At 72.8% G+C, this 18,096-nt stretch carries 16 protein-coding genes; 9 read left to right on the forward strand and 7 right to left on the reverse strand.

The window, feature by feature from the left end; translation table 11 throughout:
* The first annotated feature begins 113 nt into the window (after positions 1-113).
* Positions 114-1,451, forward strand: coding sequence for an SWIM zinc finger family protein (locus ACIA6C_RS08695; protein ID WP_399273844.1), 1,338 nt, complete (start codon positions 114-116; stop codon positions 1,449-1,451).
* Between the two features lie 242 nt (positions 1,452-1,693).
* Positions 1,694-3,304, forward strand: coding sequence for a DUF5691 domain-containing protein (locus tag ACIA6C_RS08700; RefSeq protein WP_399273846.1), 1,611 nt, complete (start codon positions 1,694-1,696; stop codon positions 3,302-3,304).
* Between the two features lie 350 nt (positions 3,305-3,654).
* Here ACIA6C_RS08700 and ACIA6C_RS08705 read toward each other — a convergent pair whose 3' ends face one another.
* Complete coding sequence (locus ACIA6C_RS08705) at positions 3,655-4,059, reverse strand: cobalamin B12-binding domain-containing protein (protein ID WP_361129643.1); 405 nt, start codon at positions 4,057-4,059, stop codon at positions 3,655-3,657.
* A gap of 258 nt (positions 4,060-4,317) precedes the next feature.
* On the opposite strand from ACIA6C_RS08705, the gene ACIA6C_RS08710 reads away from it, so the two are divergent.
* The 3 genes from ACIA6C_RS08710 (at position 4,318) to ACIA6C_RS08720 (ending at position 8,210) form a co-directional block, all read left to right on the forward strand.
* Entirely contained in the window at positions 4,318-5,145 is an 828-nt protein-coding gene (locus ACIA6C_RS08710) for an esterase/lipase family protein (RefSeq protein ID WP_399273848.1), read from the forward strand.
* Positions 5,146-5,374: 229 nt separating this feature from the next.
* Positions 5,375-7,012 carry a peptidoglycan DD-metalloendopeptidase family protein gene (locus ACIA6C_RS08715; RefSeq protein WP_399273850.1) on the forward strand — a complete coding sequence of 546 codons (1,638 nt, stop codon included), beginning with the start codon at positions 5,375-5,377 and terminating at the stop codon, positions 7,010-7,012.
* A gap of 115 nt (positions 7,013-7,127) precedes the next feature.
* The gene (locus tag ACIA6C_RS08720) at positions 7,128-8,210 is read left to right on the forward strand and encodes a MerR family transcriptional regulator (protein ID WP_399273852.1); all 1,083 of its coding nucleotides are present in this window, start codon (positions 7,128-7,130) and stop codon (positions 8,208-8,210) included.
* A 57-nt stretch (positions 8,211-8,267) separates the two neighbouring features.
* Here the strand turns inward: ACIA6C_RS08720 and pcrA are convergent, their stop codons facing one another.
* A complete protein-coding gene (pcrA, locus tag ACIA6C_RS08725) occupies positions 8,268-10,763 on the reverse strand; it encodes a DNA helicase PcrA (protein WP_399273854.1) in 2,496 nt (831 codons plus the stop codon).
* Positions 10,747-11,094 carry an ArsR/SmtB family transcription factor gene (locus tag ACIA6C_RS08730; RefSeq protein WP_399273856.1) on the reverse strand — a complete coding sequence of 116 codons (348 nt, stop codon included), beginning with the start codon at positions 11,092-11,094 and terminating at the stop codon, positions 10,747-10,749. Before ACIA6C_RS08730 ends, pcrA begins: the two co-directional genes overlap by 17 nt.
* A 182-nt stretch (positions 11,095-11,276) precedes the next feature.
* Here ACIA6C_RS08730 and ACIA6C_RS08735 point away from each other — a divergent pair, with 182 nt between their 5' ends.
* Both ACIA6C_RS08735 and ACIA6C_RS08740 read left to right on the forward strand, forming a co-directional pair.
* Complete coding sequence (locus tag ACIA6C_RS08735) at positions 11,277-11,630, forward strand: hypothetical protein (protein ID WP_399273858.1); 354 nt, start codon at positions 11,277-11,279, stop codon at positions 11,628-11,630.
* Positions 11,631-11,728: 98 nt separating this feature from the next.
* Positions 11,729-12,766: an NlpC/P60 family protein gene (locus ACIA6C_RS08740; RefSeq protein ID WP_399273860.1), complete on the forward strand. Its 1,038-nt coding sequence runs from the start codon at positions 11,729-11,731 to the stop codon at positions 12,764-12,766.
* A gap of 15 nt (positions 12,767-12,781) precedes the next feature.
* On the opposite strand, the gene ACIA6C_RS08745 is transcribed toward ACIA6C_RS08740, so the two are convergent.
* The 3 genes from ACIA6C_RS08745 to ACIA6C_RS08755 form a co-directional block, all read right to left on the reverse strand.
* A complete protein-coding gene (locus ACIA6C_RS08745; protein WP_361129667.1) occupies positions 12,782-13,885 on the reverse strand; it encodes an alpha/beta hydrolase-fold protein in 1,104 nt (367 codons plus the stop codon).
* Positions 13,886-14,016: 131 nt separating this feature from the next.
* A complete protein-coding gene (locus ACIA6C_RS08750) occupies positions 14,017-14,706 on the reverse strand; it encodes a LuxR C-terminal-related transcriptional regulator (protein WP_399273863.1) in 690 nt (229 codons plus the stop codon).
* Complete coding sequence (locus ACIA6C_RS08755) at positions 14,703-15,992, reverse strand: PspC domain-containing protein (protein ID WP_399273865.1); 1,290 nt, start codon at positions 15,990-15,992, stop codon at positions 14,703-14,705. The genes ACIA6C_RS08750 and ACIA6C_RS08755 overlap by 4 nt, the downstream gene beginning before the upstream one ends.
* Positions 15,993-16,123: 131 nt before the next feature.
* Here ACIA6C_RS08755 and ACIA6C_RS08760 point away from each other — a divergent pair, with 131 nt between their 5' ends.
* Together ACIA6C_RS08760 and ACIA6C_RS08765 are read left to right on the forward strand one after the other, a co-directional pair.
* Complete coding sequence (locus ACIA6C_RS08760) at positions 16,124-17,434, forward strand: PspC domain-containing protein (protein ID WP_399273867.1); 1,311 nt, start codon at positions 16,124-16,126, stop codon at positions 17,432-17,434.
* Positions 17,421-17,645 (forward strand): hypothetical protein, encoded by a 225-nt coding sequence (locus ACIA6C_RS08765; RefSeq protein ID WP_399273869.1) that lies wholly within the window; start codon positions 17,421-17,423, stop codon positions 17,643-17,645. Before ACIA6C_RS08760 ends, ACIA6C_RS08765 begins: the two co-directional genes overlap by 14 nt.
* Here ACIA6C_RS08765 and ACIA6C_RS08770 read toward each other — a convergent pair.
* Positions 17,591-18,094 (reverse strand): DoxX family protein, encoded by a 504-nt coding sequence (locus ACIA6C_RS08770; RefSeq protein ID WP_399273871.1) that lies wholly within the window; start codon positions 18,092-18,094, stop codon positions 17,591-17,593. The two genes, ACIA6C_RS08765 and ACIA6C_RS08770, sit on opposite strands and share 55 nt — an antisense overlap.
* Positions 18,095-18,096 lie beyond the last annotated feature (2 nt).

The raw sequence follows: 18,096 nt of genomic DNA on the forward strand, positions 1-18,096 counted from the left end.
AGCCGCTTCCGGCTGCTGACACCACGGTGCACCACCCCACTGACAACGACCCTTGTTCGAGGCGTTGTTGCAGGTCAGAGCGATTGTCAGTGGGGGTCTCTACGGTGGGACACATGACTGAGCAGGGGGTCCGCTGGACAGCGGAACAGGTACTGGCTCTGGCTCCTGACGACGCGTCGCGCAAGGCGGGGGGCAAGCTGGGTGGGGCGGGTCCGTGGTCGCAGACCGGAGGTTCCGCTTCCGGTGCGGTGTGGGGGTTGTGCAAGGGCAGCGGCAGGACGCCCTACCGGACGGTCGTGGATCTGACGGGCCCGGCGTACAAGTGCTCGTGCCCGAGCCGGAAGTTCCCGTGCAAGCACGCGCTCGGACTGCTGTTGCTCTGGGCGGCGGAGGGGGTGGGCGATCCGGCACGGGAGCCGGAGTGGGCCGGCGAGTGGCTGGCGGAGCGGGCGGCCAAGGCGGCCCGGCCGGCGGTCTCCAAGCCCGTGGACGAGGAGGCGGCGAGGAAGCGGGCCGCGCGGAGGGCGGCCCGGATCGGGGCGGGGGTGATGGAGCTGGACCAGCGGCTCGCGGATCTGCTGCGGGGCGGCCTGGCCGGCCAGGAGCAGGCGGGGTACGGGGCGTGGGAGGAGACGGCGGCCCGGATGGTCGACGCTCAGGCCCCCGGACTGGCCACCCGGGTACGGGAGTTGGGGACAATACCCGGTTGCGGCCCCGGCTGGCCCGCCCGGATGCTTGAGGAGTTCGCGCTGCTGCACCTGCTCGACCAGGCCTGGCTGGGGGTGACCGGGCTGCCGGAGCAGCTGGCCGCGACGGTGAGGACCCGGGTGGGGCTCGCGCCTTCGGCGGAGGGCGACGCCGTACGGGACCGCTGGCTCGTGCTGTCGCAGTACGACACGGCGTCCCCGGACGGCCGGCTCACCACCCGCCGGATATGGCTGCGCGGGCTGGCGAGCGGGCGGCCGGCGCTGGTGCTGGACTTCGGACCGCCCGGGCGGCCTCCGGGGCTGGCACTGCCGGTCGGGCTGGTACTGGAGGCGGAGGCGCGCTTCCGGCCCGGTTCGGCCGGGCTGCGGGCGGACCTGGGGGAACGGTGCGCGGCGGCGGCGCCGGGCGGGCGGGCACCGGCCGGGGTGAGCGCGCAGGCGGCGCTGGAGGCGTACGGCGCCGCACTGCGAGAGGACCCCTGGCTGGAGTCGTGGCCGGTGGTGCTGGGTCCGGTGGTTCCCGTACCGGGTGAGCCGGGCTGGCAGTTGGCGGACCTGGAAGGGACGTCGGCGCTGCCAGTTCCGCTCGCGGGGCCGGGCGGCGGATCCCGCTCGGGACTGTGGCAGCTCGCCGCGGTCTCCGGCGGGGGCCCGGTGACGGTGTTCGGGGAGGTCGGCCACCGGGGGTTCAGGCCCCTGACGGTCTGGCAGCCGGATTCGCCGCAACCGGTGGCGCTGGTCTGACGCACCGGCCGGCGGGCGCGGGAACGGCAGGAGGCGATCGACGCGGGGGAGCGTCGGCGCCGGGGAGGGAGCGGCGGCGCGGGGGCGCCGTCGTGCAGGACCGAGAAGAGCCGGGGGGCTTCGATGAACGACAACCACGCCAGCTGACGCGCGATTTGAGCCGACATTTCACCATAGCGCTCCGGTCCCGCGGAGGGGGCGGGACCGGAGCACGGCACGGCACACCACGAGGGAGGGGTCCGATGAAGACGGCTGGGGCGGAGCGCGCCGGAGGCACGGCGCACACGGGGCACGAGGGACAGGGGGCGTACGGCGACTGGGACGGGCTGGTCGGTGCGGCGCTGCTCGGCACCGAAAGGCGCCGGGGCGGCTCGCCCCGGGCGCTGCTGGACGAGGCGGCGGTCCTGACACTGCGGCGCCGGGCCGGGCTGCGGCCCGCGCGGGCGTGGGAGCGCCCCGAGCCGGCGCCGCGGGATCCGCGCCCCGAACCGCCGGAAGCGGCCCGGCGCCGGCTCGCGCAGCTGCTGGCGGGCCGCGGCGCGGGCGGCTCGGGCGGGCGGCGGGGGGCCGCCCCGGATCTGACGGAGCTGCTGCCGCAGTGGCTGACCGCCGCCGTGCGGCACGGCTACCGCGCTCCGGCGGCGCTGGTCCCGGCGCTGCTGGAGGCGGCCAGGGCCCGTACCGACCTGCGGCCGCACGCGCTGGCCCTGGCCGGGAGCCGGGGGCTGTGGCTGGCCCGGTTGAATCCGGACTGGCGGTTCGCGCTGCGCGGCGGCGCGGCCGGCACGCCGGAGCTGCCCGGCCCGGAAGACCGCGAGGGGGTCGAACGGCTGTGGCAGGAAGGCCTGTTCGCCGAGCGGGTGGCTCTCCTGGGCGCCGTACGGGCGCACGACCCGGTCGCCGCGACCGCGCTCCTCTCCACCACCTGGGCCACCGAACGGGCCGAGGACCGGCTGATGTTCCTGGACTCGCTGAGGGTGGGGCTGTCCGACCTCGACGAGCCGTTCCTGGAGGCGGCCCTGGGCGACCGCAGCCGCAACGTCCGGGCGACGGCGGCCGAGCTGCTGTCGGCGCTGACGGGTTCCGCACTGGCGGCGCGGATGGCGGAGCGGGCGCTGGCCTGCGTGGGGCCGGAGGGGATCGAACCCCCGGCGGAGTGCGACGCGGGGATGCTGCGGGACGGCGTGGTCAAGCGGCCGCCCGCGGGGCGCGGGGAGCAGGCCTGGTGGCTGGGCCAGCTGGTGGAGGCGGCTCCGCTGTCCCGCTGGCGGGAGCGGTTCGGGGGGCTCGACCCGGCGGCGATAGTGGCCCTGCCCGTGGGCGACGGCTGGGCGGAGGAACTGCATGCGGCGTGGTGCCGGGCGGCGGTGCGCCAGCGTGACCCGCAGTGGTCGAAGGCGCTGCTCGGCTCGGCCTCGGCCCCGCCCGCGGCCGGCCCGGGCACGGCATCGCTGGCGGAACGGGCGAAGCTGCTGTCGGTCCTGCCGGACGGGGAGCGGGCCGAGTGGGTGGCGGAGTTCGTAGGGGCGCACGGGCTCTCGGAGGCGTTCCAGCTGCTCGGGGTGTGTGTGGTGCCGTGGGCGGGGGCGCTGGGCCGGGCCGTGGTGGACGCGCTCGACGCGGCCCGGGAGGCGGGCAGCTACCCCTGGAGCTTCAGCGGGGTGATGGGCCTGGCCGAACGCTGCCTCGACCCTGCGGGCGCCGCACGGCTGGAGGCCCTGACCAGAGCGCCCGCGGACCCCGCCGAGGCTTCCCCGGGCGCGGCGGCGTACTGGGAGGAGGCCTTCCAACGCCTGGCCTCCACCCTCCACCTCCGCGCGACCATGCTGGCGGAGCTCATACCGCCGTCCTGAGCCGACCCGGGGTCGGCCGCCGCGGCTCAGAACCGGCCCGACACGGACAGCGGCGGGCTCAGCACCGGCCCGGCCCCACCGCGCCCCAGGACCAGCCCCGACCCCGACAGCGCGGGCTGAGGACCAGGCGGCCCACCGCTACCCGGGGCTGGCGGCGGCGGGCTCAGGACCGGCCCGGCGCCACTGCGGCTCAGGACCAGCCCCGACCCCGACAACGGCGGGCCCAAAACCGGATCGGCCCCACCGCGCCCCAGGACCGAACCGGCACGGACGGCGGTGGGCTCCACAGCAGCCCGGGCCAGCGGTGGCCAAGAACGAGCCCGGCGGCGGTCGGCTCGGTGACGCCGGGGTCAGTGCTGGCGGACGTTCGCGTTGACCCAGTCCACGATCGCGGTGGTGGTGGCGCCCGGAGTGAAGATCTCCGCGACGCCCTTCTCCTTGAGGGGGGCGATGTCGTCCTCGGGGATGATCCCGCCGCCGAAGACCTTGATGTCGTCGGCGTCGCGCTCCTTCAACAGCTCCAGCACCCGCACGAACAGCGTGTTGTGGGCGCCCGAGAGGATCGAGAGGCCGATCGCGTCGGCGTCCTCCTGGATCGCGGTGTCCACGATCTGCTCGGGGGTCTGGTGCAGGCCCGTGTAAATGACTTCCATACCCGCGTCCCGCAGCGCACGCGCGATCACCTTGGCCCCGCGGTCGTGGCCGTCGAGACCCGGCTTGGCCACCACCACACGGATCGGACCGGTCACACCCATCGCACTGCCTCCCGAGTGAACGAACGTTAAGTACAGCATCGCGCACCAGCCCGTTTCGCAGTCAAGCAGGAGGGGGAAATCACACGTGGGAGCGTGGAGCCACTGCCACTGGTTCACCGCCCCCACAACCGGTTCATGCCGACGGATACGCCACGGTGGAGCCGCACCGCGTCGTCCCGCCTCCGTGCCGACAGCCGCACGGCACGGAGGCGGGCCGTCGGCGGTACGGCCCAGTACCCAAGAGGCCCGGAGGCCGCCATGGGGCTGTCGATCACGCCGATATCCGTACCCTTACCGCTCGCCGCCTTCCGGTCGCCGGCGGCCCTTCGGGCAGCAGTCCTGGAGGCGGTGGTGCTGAGCGGGCACCTGCTCCTGTACCCCACCGGGGTGCTCGCGGAACGGCTCGCCGCCGACACGGCGGCGGGGGCCGCCGGGCAGCGCCCGCCGGTGCTGCTGCTGCACGGCTTCACCGACAACCGCTCCGTCTTCGTCCTGCTGCGCCGCGCCCTCGCGGCGGACGGCCTGCGGCGGGTGGAGACGTACAACTACTCCCCGTTCACACGCGACCTCCGCGACACCGCCCGGCAGCTGGCCCGTCGCGTCGAGGAGCTGTGCGAGCGCACCGGGCAGGAGCGGATCGACCTGGTCGGCCACAGCCTCGGCGGCCTGGTCGCCCGGTACTACATCCAGCGGCTCGGCGGCGACGCCCGTGTGCGCACCCTCGTCACGCTCGGCACCCCGCACGCCGGCACGATCGTGGCGCCCTTCATGGACGCCCACCCACTGGTCCGCCAGATGCGGCCGGGTTCCGAGGTCATGACGGAGCTGGGCGCGCCGGCTCCGGGCTGCCGGACCCGCTGCGTGGCCTTCTGGAGCGAGTTCGACGGGCTGATGTCGCCGCCCGGGACGGCCCGCCTCGACCACCCCGACCTGATCACGGAAAACGTGCTGGTCACGGGCATCGGCCACCTGGCGCTCCCGGTCCACCCCACGGTCATCAACGCGATCAGGCGCACCCTGGACGGCCCGCTCGCCGGCGCTTCGGCCGGCACCGACGGCTCCGAAGTGCGCCGCATCGCCATCTGAGGTAGGGCCAACACCCCGCGGCGTGCAGTCGAACGGATATCGAACTCAAGGCCAAGGCTCGGTGTTCAGTCGACCGAAAGACAGCCGAATGCCCGGTTCCCGTGAGGCCGAAACCCGGCGAAGATTGTCGTCGCCAGTAACCGCCGGGTACAGTCGCGCCACTGCTCTCCTCCGGGGAACCTCTCATTCCCCGGCCACCCAGGCCCCCACTGCCGAGGCGAAAGAGAAGTTGGTGAACGACCGCCCCTCGTCGGGCCAGTACCCCGAAAACGGGTACGACGGCCTCTCCACCACCACTTTCGCTGGTGACCAGGCCTACGTTTCCTACGAAACGCAGGGCCAGGGCTACAACTACGGTGCTTCTGCGGCGTATGACGCCTACGGCGCGTACCAGTCGACCGGCACCTACGACGCCACCGCCTGGACGGGACAGGAGAGTTACCTCTCCGTCCCCGGCCAGGCCGTGCCCGAGGACACCACGGGCCAGTGGGACGCCGCTGCCTGGAACGGCGCGAACACCGCCGAATACCAGCCGACTTCCTTCGGTTACGAGTCGGCGGGCTCCGAGCAGTCCCCCGAGCAGACCGCGCAGTGGAACACCTTCACCGCGTACGGGCAGCAGGACACCGGCACGTACGACGCCACCGCCTGGAACACCGGTCACGGCGACGGCGGATACGGCGACAACGGCCATGGCGACAGCGGATACGACGAGGGCGGATACGACGACACCTCGAACAGCGCGGCGCACAACGGCTACGAGACCTACGCCTACGAGGCGACCAGCGTCGTCCCCGTGATCATGACGGAAGACCTCCCCTCGGACGCCGCCGACATCCACGCCGCCGACATCCACGCCCCCGACATCCACGCCCTCGACATCCACGCCGCCGAGACCGCCGTCTTCGAGGCCCTCTCCGACGACGACGCCCCGGAGCCGTCGGCCGCCGTGCACGCCATGGCCACGCAGACGATGCCGGTCACACCCGGCGCGACGACGGAGTCCCGCGCCTCACGCCGGGCCGGGAGCGCGAAGAGCGGCAACGCGAAGACCGGCGGCACGAAAACGAACGGCGCGAAAACGGGCGGTGTGAAGTCCGCCAACGCCAAGGCGGCCGGCGGCAGTAGCCGTCGCCGCACCCCGGCGAAGCGTTCCGCCCTCCTGACCGTCGCCGTTCCCTCGGCCTGCGTCATGGGGGTCGCGGGAGTCGCGGCCGCCTCGGTCGGCGGCCTGACCGGCACCGACAAGCCCGCTCAGGACACCACCACGATGGCCGCGGCCGACCCGGCCTCGGTGAAGCCCGTCGCGGCGAACAACAAGCTCGACACCCAGCTCACCGCCCTCAGCGCGGACGCCGGCGACTTCGCGGACCGCGCGAGCCGCACCCAGGAACGCCTCGACCTGAGACAGCGCCAGGAAGAGGAGAAGAAGAAGCGGGCCGAGGAGGCCGCGGCCAAGGAGGCCGCCCGCCCCAAGTTCGCCCTTCCCGTCACCCAGCACGGCCTGAGCGCCGGGTTCGGTCAGGCCGGCGGCATGTGGATGTCCGTGCACACCGGCATCGACTTCCCGGTCTCCTACGGCACTCCGGTCATGGCCGCCACCGACGGCACCGTCCGCACGCAGTGGAACAGCGCGTACGGGAACATGGCCATAGTGACCTCGCCCGACGGCACCGAGACCTGGTACTGCCACCTCAGCAGCACGAAGATCCGGTCCGGCAAGGTCAAGGCCGGCGACGTCATCGCGTACTCCGGCAACTCCGGCAACTCCACCGGCCCGCACCTCCACTTCGAGGTGCGCCCCGGCGCCGGGTCCCCGATCGATCCCCAGGCGTGGCTGCGCAGCCACGGCCTCGACCCGACGTAGGCCCCGGGTCCGAGGCCGTCCCCCGGCTCCCCTGTACCCGGGCAACTCCGCTCCCGAGCCCGCTGTTGACCCTCGACTTGGTGGAGGGACCAGGGTTGCAGGTGTGGAGAACGAGATGCGCAGTATCGGCGAGATGGCCCGGGACAGCGGACTGGGCGTGAGCGCCCTGCGGTTCTACGACGGCGCCGGCGTACTGGTCCCGGCCCGGGTGGACCCGGTGACCGGCTACCGCTGGTACGGCCCGGAGCAGCTCGAAGAGTCCCGGTTGCTGGCCCGACTGCGGCGCACCGGCATGCCGTTGGCCGACATCCGGCTCGTCCTGGCCGGATGGTCCGGCCGGGACGACGACTTGGTGCGGCAACTGCTCCGGGCGCATCTGCGCCGTCTCGAACTGGGGCTTTCCGACGCCCGCAGCGAGTTCTCCACGATCCGAGCGCTACTCGACAACAGGGAGAACCCGATGGCTTCGCTCCGCACCGCCCCGATCCGGCTGACCGTCTCCGCGCCCGAACTGGCCGCCGCGCTGGACGCGGTCCGGTTCGCCGCCGGCACCGACCCGGAACTTCCGGTGCTCGGCGGTGTCCTGTTCGACATCGAGGGCGACGAACTCGTCGTCGTGGCCACCGACCGGTACCGGATGGCCGTCGCGACGGCCCGCACCGCCGGCCATGGCGGGCCCCGTGCGCAGGTCGTCGTGCCGTCCCCGCTCGCCGACGCGATGAGGGCGCTGCTGGGCGGGGTCGCATCCGCCGGGCTCACCGTGGACGGTGACCGCGTGGCCCTGGAGACGGAGGGCCGTGAGGCGGCCGGCCAGTGCCTCGGCCACGGCTTCCCGGACTACCGTCGCCTCGTTCGCCTGCCGGCGGGGCGCCGGGCCCTCGTCGACGTGCCGGCCTTCCGGGAGGCGGTGGAGAGCGGCCCCGTCCGCTCGGGCGTGGTGCGGGAGCAGGACGGCGCGTCCTGTGACCTCAGCGTGCTCAAGGTGGCGGCCGACGGCGTGGTGACCGTGTGCGAGGACGGTGACGACGACGGGGACCAGGTCGCCGTCAACCGAGGGTTCCTGCTGGACGCCCTCGCCGCCGGAGCCCGCGACCGGCTGGTCCTGGACTTCGGCGGCCCCACGGCGCCCCTGGCGATCCGCCGGAGCGACGGCGGGGACGCGTTCTCGCTGTTGATGCCCGTCCGCCTGGACAACTGACCGGGGCCCCGGGTTCCGGTCCCGCAGGACCGGGCCCCGGTGGGTTCCCCCGGGCCGCTACAGCTTCTGCACCGGCGCGTAGCGCAGCAGCAGTCGCTTCGGCTTGTCGTCCCCGAAGTCGATCGTCGCCTGCGCGTCGGCGCCCGCTCCCCGGACCTCCATGACGGTGCCCAGACCGAACTGGTCGTGCGTGACCCGGTCTCCGACGGTCAGCGCGATGACCGGCTTGTCGGCGGCGCGTCGCGTCGCGAACCCCGACGGGCCCGCCTTCGTACGCGACGAGGACAAGAACGCCTCGGGCGAGGTCCCGAACGAGGCCTTGCCGCCGCCGGAACCGCGCAGGGGGCCGGCCGGCTTCTGGGACGCGCCCGTCCGCTTCCACTGCAGGTACTCGGGCGGGATCTCCTCCAGGAAGCGCGACGGCGGGTTGTACGAGGGCGTCCCCCATGCGCTGCGCATCGAGGAGCGGGTCAGGTAGAGCCGCTCGCGCGCCCGGGTGATGCCCACGTACGCGAGGCGCCGCTCCTCCTCCAGTTCCTTGGTCTGGCCGAGCGCGCGCATGTGCGGGAAGACCCCGTCCTCCATGCCGGTCAGGAAGACCACCGGGAACTCCAGGCCCTTCGCCGTGTGCAGGGTCATCAGCGTGATGACGCCCGAACCGTCCTCGTCCTCGTCCGGGATCTGGTCGGAGTCGGCGACGAGCGCGACCTGCTCCAGGAACTCGGCGAGCGTGCCGCCCGAAGCACCGGCCGCCGCTGCTCCGGCGGTGTCGTCGCCCTCACGGGCCTGCTCGAATTCGAGTGCCACCGCCGCCAGTTCCTGGAGGTTCTCGATCCGCGTCTCGTCCTGCGGGTCGGTCGACGCCTGGAGTTCGGCGAGGTAGCCCGTACGCTCCAGCACCGCTTCCAGTACCACCGCGGGGCCCGCGCCGGACTCGACGATCGTGCGCAGTTCCTCCATCAGCGCGTTGAACCGCTTGACGGCGTTGGTGGAGCGCGCGGCCATGCCGAAGGCCTCGTCCACCCGCCGCAGCGCCTGCGGGAAGGTGATCTTCTCGCGCATCGCGAGGGCGTCGATCATCGCCTCCGCCCGCTCGCCGATGCCGCGCTTGGGGACGTTGAGGATGCGGCGGAGCGGGACGTTGTCCTCGGGGTTCGCCAGCACGCGCAGGTACGCGAGGACGTCGCGGACCTCCTTGCGCTCGTAGAAGCGGACGCCGCCGACGACCTTGTAGGGGAGGCCGACGCGGATGAAGATCTCCTCGAACACACGGGACTGCGCGTTGGTCCGGTAGAAGATCGCGACGTCGCCCGCCTTGGCATCGCCCGCGTCCGTCAGCCGGTCGATCTCGTCGGCGACGAACTGGGCCTCGTCGTGCTCGGTGTCCGCGACGTAGCCGGTGATCACGGCGCCGGTGCCGGCCTCGGTCCACAGGTTCTTCGCCCGGCGGTTCTCGTTGCGTTCGATGACCGCGTTGGCGGCGGAGAGGATCGTCTGGGTGGAGCGGTAGTTCTGCTCCAGCAGGATCGTCGTCGCGTTCGGGTAGTCCTCCTCGAACTGGAGGATGTTGCGGATGGTCGCGCCGCGGAAGGCGTAGATCGACTGGTCGGCGTCACCCACGACGCACAGCTCGGCGGGCGGCAGGTCCGGGTATCCGGTGCCCACCAGCTCGCGCACCAGCGTGTACTGGGCGTGGTTGGTGTCCTGGTACTCGTCCACCAGCACGTGGCGGAATCGGCGCCGGTAGTGCTCGGCGACGTCCGGGAACGCCTGGAGGAGGTGGACGGTGGTCATGATGATGTCGTCGAAGTCGAGCGCGTTGGCCTCGCGCAGCCGCCCCTGGTACATCGCGTACGCCTGGGCGAGGGTCTTCTCGAAACCGTCGGTCGCCTGGTCGGCGAAGGCCTCTTCGTCGATGAGCTCGTTCTTCAGGTTCGAGACCTTGGCGTTGAACGCCTTCGGCGGGAACTTCTTCGGGTCGAGGTCCAGGTCCCGGCAGACGAGCGCCATCAGGCGCTTGGAGTCGGCCGCGTCGTAGATCGAGAACGAGGAGGTGAAGCCGAGCCGCTTCGACTCGCGGCGCAGGATGCGCACGCACGCGCTGTGGAAGGTGGAGACCCACATGGCGTTCGCGCGGGGGCCGACGAGGCCTTCGACGCGCTCCTTCATCTCGCCGGCGGCCTTGTTGGTGAAGGTGATCGCCAGGATCTGGCCGGGGTGGACGCCGCGGGCGGCCAGCAGGTGCCCGATGCGGTGGGTCAGCACCCGGGTCTTGCCGGAGCCGGCGCCGGCCACGATGAGCAGCGGGGAGCCCGCGTGCACCACGGCGGCGCGCTGCTCCGCGTTCAGCCCCTCCAGCAGCGCCGCCGGGTCGATGACCGGCTTGGGCGCCCCGTTGCGGTAGTAGGCGTCCCCGGTCATGGGTACGTCGAACCGGCCCCCGAAGAGGTCGTCCGCGCCCGGCTCGGGGGCGGGGTGGTCCTCGGGTGGCGGGGGGACCTCGTCGGAGGGGGTGAGGTCCGCCAGGAAACTGTCGTCAAAGAGGCTGCTCATCGCTTTCCGAGTCTAGAGGCCGGGACCGACAGGCCAGTACGAGTTCCAGCAGACCGGGGAAACGCAGGTCCAGATCCGCCCGGCGCAGCGCGAGGTAGAGCTTGCGGCCCTGCGCGCGCCGGCAGATCACGCCGCTCTCGCGGAGCGTCTTGAGGTGGTGCGTGACGCTCGACCGGGGCAGGTCGGGGGCCACCTCGCCGCAGGACGCCTCCCCGCCGGAGGCGAGCATGCGGACGATCTCCAGCCGGACGGGGTGCCCGAGGGCCGCCAGGACCTCGGCGAGTTCGAGGTCCTCGGCGGCGGGGTGGGTCAGCTCGTCAGCGGCAGCCATACCGCAACTGTACGCAGATCTCGTAAGGACATCGCCGGACCGTACGGACGTCTCGTACTGCCGCCTCCACCGCGGCCACCTCGACCGCCGCATCCACCGCGGCCACCGCGGCCACCGCGGCCGTGGAAGAGGAGCCGACCCGCTTCCGGGGGTGACCGGCAGCCCCCGTACGCTCGACTGCCATGGACGTACTGATCAGCGTTTTCCTCGGTCTGCACATCATCGGCATCGCCTCGCTCCTCGGCGGTTTCCTCACCCAGATGAAGGCGATGGGCGCGGGCACCGCCCGCTTCGTGCCCGCCATGCTGCACGGCGCGCTGACGATGCTGGTCACCGGCGTGCTGCTGGTGGGCCTGCACGAGATGGACGGCGGCACCGTCGACAACATCAAGATAGGTGTGAAGCTGGCGGTCCTGTTCGTCGTCCTGGCGCTGGTCTACGTCAAGCGCGACGAGGAGCGGGTGGAGAAGGCGCTGTTCGGCGCGGTCGGCGGTCTGACCATGGCCAATATCTTTATCGCCGTCCTCTGGCACTGACCGTTCAACAACGGTCAGTTCGGAGCATCCCGTCATCCCTCCGTTACCTCCGGGCTTAGCGTCCTCCCCCAAGACCAACGGAAGGACGTGACGCCCCCGTGGCCAGTCATCGAAAGCCCAGGCAGCGCCCGCTCTCCGGCGGCCCCGTACGGACCGCGGCCACCACCCTCGCCCTCGCGGGCGCTGCCACCGCCACCGCCTTCGAAGGCACCTCGCAGGCCGACCCCCGCCAGACGCCCACCCAGGTCAAGGCGGAAGTGGACCGGCTCTACCAGGACGCCGAAGCGGCCACCGAGCAGTACAACGGGGCGAAGGTGAAGGCCGACGAGGCCGAGCGGGCACTGTCCGGCCTGCGCGACGAGGCCGCCCGCAAGGCCGACCGCCTGAACGCGGCCCGCAGGGCGCTCGGCGCGCTCGCCGCGGGCCAGTATCGCAGCGGAGGCCTCGGGCCCACCGTCCAGCTGGCGATGTCCGGGAATCCGCAGGAGTACCTCGACCGGGCCGCTTTCCTCACCCGGACCGGGGACCGCACCGCCGCGGAGGTGGCCTCGGTACGCCGCGGGATGGACGAGGCCGACCGGTTGCGCGACCAGGCGGCCACGCGGCTCGCGGACCTGCGGGCGCGCCAGGGCGAGCTGGCCGCGGCCAAGACCGCCGTCGAGGGCAAGCTGAACGCCGCCAAGCAGCTGCTGGACAGGCTCACCGCCGAGGAACGGGCCGCCTACGAGGCGCAGTCCGCGCCCGCCGCCGGCCCGCAGGCCCCGTTGTCCGTCCCGGTGGGCGACGGGAGCCGCGCCGCCCGCGCGGTGGCGTACGCGTACGGGGCCATCGGCAAGCCGTACGTGTGGGGCGCCATCGGACCGGCTTCCTTCGACTGCTCGGGCCTGACCCAGGCGGCCTGGGGCGCGGCCGGGGTCTCGCTGCCCCGCACCACCTACACGCAGATCAACGCCGGGCAGCGCGTCTCCCGCGACCGGCTGGCCCCCGGCGACCTGGTGTTCTTCTACTCCGGGATCACGCACGTGGGGCTGTACGTGGGCGACGGCAAGATGATCCACGCCCCGCACCCCGGCGCGACGGTCCGTGTCGCCCCCGTCGACTCGATGCCCTGGGCCGGCGCGGCCCGCCCCGCGTAGCCGGACGGCCGGGCCCTACGGCGCCTTGACCGTCTTGCTCAGCCAGTCGAAGGTCTGCGGGATCTGCTTGGACCACGATTCGAGGTTGTGGCCCCCGGTCACCCTCTCCGCGTGCACGGTGGTCGGGCTCTTCGCGATCGCCTTGAGGTCCATGCCGGACAGGTAGCCGTCCTGCTCGGCCCCCGACATCCACAGCGAGACCGCCGGCGGCGCGGGCGCGGCCGTCAGAACGTTCTTGAGGTTGTGGGTGCGGCGCAGCTCCGGGTCCTTGGCGACCAGCGACGACGGCTCCTGGCCGGGGTCGTTGTAGCCGGACAGGGAGACGGCCGCGCTGTACCGGTCGGGGTGGTTGATCGCCAGCTTGGCGGCGCAGTACGCGCCGGCCGAGTACCCGGCGACGCCCCAGGTGCGGGCCTCCGCCGACACCCGGAAGTTGTCGGTGACCATCTTGCGGACGTCGACGCTGAACCAGCTGTCGGCGTTGACCTTGCCTGGGATGTTCGCGCAGCCGGTGTCGGCGTTCCCGAGCAGCATGGCGCGCGGCGAGACCAGGACGAACGGCTGCACCTTGCCGCTCTTCATCAGCGGTTCCAGCACCTCGTGGGCCTTGAGGCCCTGGAACCAGGACTTGCCCGTTCCCGGTATGCCCGGGATCAGCTCGACCACGGGGAACTTCTTGTCCTTGAAGGCGGGGTCGTCGTACTGGGGCGGCAGCCACACCATCACGTCGCCCTTGACCCCGGAGACCTTGCCGTCGAGCTCGGTCTTCCTGACGCGGCCGCCGAGGCCCTCGACCGGCTGGAAGTCCTGGCGCACCTTCGGCTCCGCCTCGACCTTCTTGCCGCCGAGCCCGTCCGAACCGAGGTCGGGGGCGGCGGTGACGTAGCTGCCGGTGCCCAGCAGGTCGCTCCAGGAGGCGTAGAAGGTCTCCTGCCGGTTCACCGCGACGAACACCAGCGCGACGGCGGTGACCTGGGCGAAGGCCACCATCAGGCAGCGCGTCGCGACGCGTACGACGACCGGCCCGCGCGCCCTGCTCCACAGCAGCAGCGGCAGCAGCACGGCGAGCACGGTCAGGGCGATCGCCGTGGCGAACAGGGGGGTTCCGGTCAAGCTCATCACGCCTGCCAAGAGGCGCGGGGGACGCACCGGGGTTCCCGTTCCCCGGTGCGTCGTCGATCACAGCCGCCGCGGCGGGAGGCCGCCCGGCGGGAAGCCCCTCGGCGGGAGGCTGCCCGGCGGGAAGACCCTCACACCAGGCGGCGGGCCGTCGCCCAGCGCGTCAGCTCGTGCCGGTTGGAGAGCTGGAGTTTGCGCAGGACCGCGGAGACGTGCGATTCGACCGTCTTGACGGAGATGAACAGCTGCTTGGCGATCTCCTTGTACGCGTAGCCGCGCGCGATCAGCCGCAGCACCTCGCGCTCGCGCTGGGTGAGCCGGTCCAGGTCCTCGTCCACCGGCGGGGCGTCCGTCGAGGCGAACGCGTCGAGCACGAAGCCGGCCAGGCGAGGCGAGAACACCGCGTCGCCGTCCTGCACACGGAAGACGGACTCGATCAGGTCGGTGCCGGTGATGGTCTTGGTGACGTAGCCGCGAGCACCGCCGCGGATGACCCCGATGACGTCCTCGGCGGCGTCCGACACGGACAGCGCCAGGAACCGCACCGGGTTCTCGGCGGCCGCCATCAGCGGGGCGCAGCGCCGCAGCACCTCCACTCCGCCGCCGCCGGGCAGGTGCACGTCGAGGAGCACCACCTCGGGGCGGGTGGCGGTGATGACGGTGACGGCCTGGTCCACGTCGGCCGCCTCGCCGACGACCTCGACGCCGGTCCGCGCGGTGTCGCCGATCTCGGCCTGTACGCCGGTGCGGAACATCCGGTGGTCGTCGACGAGCACCACCCGGACGTTCCTGGTCTGCTGCGCCCCGCTGTCCTCGGTCATGCCGCCCTCTCCATCTCCAGCTCGACTTCCGTGCCGCCGTCGGGCGCGGACCGCAGCCGTGCGGTCCCGCCGTTGCGCCGCATCCGGCCGATGATCGATTCTCGTACGCCCATGCGGTCGTCCGGTACCGCGTCGACGTCGAAGCCCGGTCCCCGGTCGCGTACGGAAACGAACACCGTGCGGCCCTCGACTTCCGCGTAGACCTGTACCGGCCCGCCCTCGCCACCGTACTTGGCGGCGTTGACCATCGCCTCGCGCGCGGCCTGGATCTGGGCGGCCAGCTTCTCGTCGAGCGGGCAGTCGCCGACGACGACGACCTCGATGGGGACGCCGTGGTGGTCCTCCACCTCGGCGGCGGTCTTCTTCACGGCCTCCGCGAGGGTGGCGGGTTCCTCGGCCTCTTCCTTGCCGGTGCCCTCGGGCTTGTACAGCCAGTTCCGCAGCTCTCGTTCCTGGGCGCGGGCGAGGCGGCGCACCTCGCCGACGTCCTCGGCGTTGCGCTGGATCAGCGTGAGGGTGTGCAGCACCGAGTCGTGGACGTGGGCGGCGACTTCGGCGCGTTCCTGGGCGCGGATGCGCATCAGGCGCTCCTCGGAGAGGTCCTGGGTCATCCGTATCAGCCAGGGCCCGGCGAGCAGGGCCACCCCGACGAGGACGGCGAGCGTGGCGGTGAGTACGTTGCCCAGCTGAGCGGCGGAGCCCCGGACGACGATGAAGACGGTCAGGCCCACTCCGACCAGCGCGACCCCAGCGAGCGCCCGGCCGGCCTGGAGCAGGCGCTTCTGGCGGCCCTCGGCGGCGCTCCAGTGGGCGCGGCGGGCGTTGTCGGCCTGCCGCCACACCAGCACGACCCCAGCGCCGACCAGCAGCGTCGGCCAGATGTAGCGGCCGTTGGAGCCGCCGACCCGCAGCTGGGAGAAGTAGATTCCGGCTCCGGCGCACAGCGCGACCAGGGCGGTGACCTGGCCCTTGTCGGGCTTGCGCAGCCGCCGGGTGCCGTCGGGGAGGATCTCGAAGTAGGAGCGGTGGCCAGTGCGGCCGCCCACGCCGAGCGGTACGAAGACCCAGAACGCGGCGTACAGCAGCACGCCGAGGCCGTCCCCCCACATGAACATGGCGAGGAACACGAGCCGGACCCAGATCACGGGCAGTCCGAGGTGTCCGGCGAGTCCGCGCGCGACCCCACCGAGCATCCGGCCGTCGGCGCTGCGGTAGAGCTTGCGGTGCGGGGCGTCCTCGGGGTCCTTCGGCGCGTTCGGGATGCGGGGGGCGGCGGCTACGGGCATGTCACCGATGGTCACATGCCCGGGGGCCCGGGGTCATCAGGGCATTCCCCCAGTTCAACCCGGGGGATATCAGGGTTGTCCCAGGGTCGGACCGGATGTCGGGGCCCGCGGCGGCCCGTCACCATGGACCCATGACCGAAGTACACGACTCCTCGACGCGGGATGCCGGGGCCGCCGCCCCCGACGGGCGTCCCGCGCTGCGCCGCAGCAAACGCGACAAGGTCCTCGCGGGCGTGTGCGGCGGTCTCGGCCGGTATTTCGACCTGGACCCGGTGGTCTTCCGCATCGTGCTCGGTGTGCTCGCGGTCACCGGAGGCGTCGGCCTGATCTTCTACGGGTTCGCCTGGCTGCTCCTCCCGCTGGACGGCGAGGAGGACTCCGAGGCGAAGAAGCTGCTCACGGGCCGGGTCGAAGGGGCGACGCTCGCGGCTCTGTTCGCGGCGCTGGTGGGGTGTGCGCTGTTCCTGTCGATGCTGGACAACGGCGGCCTCGGGATCTTCTCGATCCTGGTGGTGCTGGCGCTCGGCGGAGCCGCCTACTGGTCACGGCGCCACCGCTCCTCCGCCGCGCCGGAGCCGGCGACGCCCGAGGCCCAGCGGTCGGCGGCCGCGCACCGGCCGGTTCCGCCGCCCGAGACCCAGGCGCCGCCCGTGCCCGGCAGTCCTTCCTGGTGGCGGGATCCGCTGGTGAAGGACGGCACCACCGGCCCCGTCGGCTCCACGGGCTACCTGTGGGGGCCGGACGACAGCGCCGCCGCGGGCGGCCCGGCCCCGGCGGCTGCCGCGCCCGCACCCCGGGCGGCGCTCCCCTCGGGCGGGATCGGCGGCAGGATCTTCCTCCTGGCGGTGCTGGCGGGCGGGAGTTCCTGCGCGGCGGTGTGGCAGGGCAGCACCCTCTCGCACGCCCTCCAGGTCGGGCTGGCCGCGGCGCTGGCCGTCTTCGGGCTGGGCCTCGCGGTGAGCTCCCTCAAGGGCCGCACCGGGTTCGGCACGATCCTGCTGTCCTTGATCACCGCCGGGCTGCTGGCGGGGGCGGCCGCGCTGCCCCGCGACGTCGGTACGGACTGGCACGACGTGCACTGGCGGCCGGCCGCGGTGGCCGACGTCCGGCCGGAGTACTCCTCGGGGACCGGGCTCGCCACCTTGGACCTGAGCCGCCTGGACGTGGCGAAGGGCAGCACCCTCAGCATCCGGGCGTCGATCGAGGCCGGCCGGCTGAAGGTGGTCGTGCCGCGCGAGGTCACCGCGAAGACCGACATCTCGATCCGGGTGGGCGACATCCAGCTGCCCGGCGAGACGAGCCGGGACGTGCGGATCAAGAGCGGTGGGGAGACACGGCAGGCGACCCTGCCGCCGGCCGCCGGCACCGAGGCCGGCGGGACGATCGAGCTGCACCTGGATGCGGGTGTGGGACAGGTGGAGGTGGCCCGTGCGGCGTCATGAGTTCCAGCCGGGACGGCTGATCGCGGGCCTGGTGCTGCTCGCGGGCGGTGTGCTCTACCTGCTCGACGCGACCGGCAAGACCGACGCGCCCTGGTACGCCGTCGTCCCGCTGACGATCGGCGGTTTCGTCCTCGCGGCCCTGGCCGGGCTGGTGACCTACGCCGTGCGCCGCGACCGGCGCGACCGCAGCAGCGCGTCCAGCGACCAGTAGGGCGCCCCGGCGAGGACCAGGGGCAGCCAGGCCATCAGGTAGGCCAGGTCGTTGCCGTAGTAGTACGGGGAGACGGCCCAGGAGACCGTGAGCCAGAGGCTGAGCGAGATCAGCGCGCCGCCGGTGGCCGCGAGCCGGGTCAGCAGGCCCGCGAGGACGCCGAGGCCGACGAGCAGTTCGCCGACGCCGATGGCCGCGGCGAAGCCGACGGGGGCCGTGAGGGCCAGGTCCACCAGGGCGGGGACCGCGGAGGTGTCCCGTACGCCGTGCATCAGCTCGCCGATGGAACCGGGGCCGGAGGCGGACAGGAACGCGGAGTCGGTCAGCTTGTCCAGACCCGCGTAGACGAAGGTCGCGCCGAGGAAGATCCGCAGCGGGAGGAGCGCGTACCGGGCGGCGCGGTCCCGCAGGCCGGCAGGGGCCGCGGGAGCAACATCAGTTCGGGTCACGC

The organism is Streptomyces sp. NPDC051578, from assembly GCF_044454045.1.
In the GTDB taxonomy this organism is placed as follows: Bacteria; Actinomycetota; Actinomycetes; order Streptomycetales; family Streptomycetaceae; genus Streptomyces.

Coding starts and splice junctions, on each gene's coding strand:
- ACIA6C_RS08695 (WP_399273844.1), top strand. CDS start 114: ATGACTGAGCAGGGGGTCCGCTGGACAGCGGAACAGGTACTGGCTCTG.
- ACIA6C_RS08700 (WP_399273846.1), top strand. CDS start 1,694: ATGAAGACGGCTGGGGCGGAGCGCGCCGGAGGCACGGCGCACACGGGG.
- ACIA6C_RS08705 (WP_361129643.1), bottom strand. CDS start 4,059: ATGGGTGTGACCGGTCCGATCCGTGTGGTGGTGGCCAAGCCGGGTCTC.
- ACIA6C_RS08710 (WP_399273848.1), top strand. CDS start 4,318: ATGGGGCTGTCGATCACGCCGATATCCGTACCCTTACCGCTCGCCGCC.
- ACIA6C_RS08720 (WP_399273852.1), top strand. CDS start 7,128: ATGCGCAGTATCGGCGAGATGGCCCGGGACAGCGGACTGGGCGTGAGC.
- pcrA (WP_399273854.1), bottom strand. CDS start 10,763: ATGAGCAGCCTCTTTGACGACAGTTTCCTGGCGGACCTCACCCCCTCC.
- ACIA6C_RS08730 (WP_399273856.1), bottom strand. CDS start 11,094: ATGGCTGCCGCTGACGAGCTGACCCACCCCGCCGCCGAGGACCTCGAA.
- ACIA6C_RS08735 (WP_399273858.1), top strand. CDS start 11,277: ATGGACGTACTGATCAGCGTTTTCCTCGGTCTGCACATCATCGGCATC.
- ACIA6C_RS08745 (WP_361129667.1), bottom strand. CDS start 13,885: ATGAGCTTGACCGGAACCCCCCTGTTCGCCACGGCGATCGCCCTGACC.
- ACIA6C_RS08750 (WP_399273863.1), bottom strand. CDS start 14,706: ATGACCGAGGACAGCGGGGCGCAGCAGACCAGGAACGTCCGGGTGGTG.
- ACIA6C_RS08755 (WP_399273865.1), bottom strand. CDS start 15,992: ATGCCCGTAGCCGCCGCCCCCCGCATCCCGAACGCGCCGAAGGACCCC.
- ACIA6C_RS08760 (WP_399273867.1), top strand. CDS start 16,124: ATGACCGAAGTACACGACTCCTCGACGCGGGATGCCGGGGCCGCCGCC.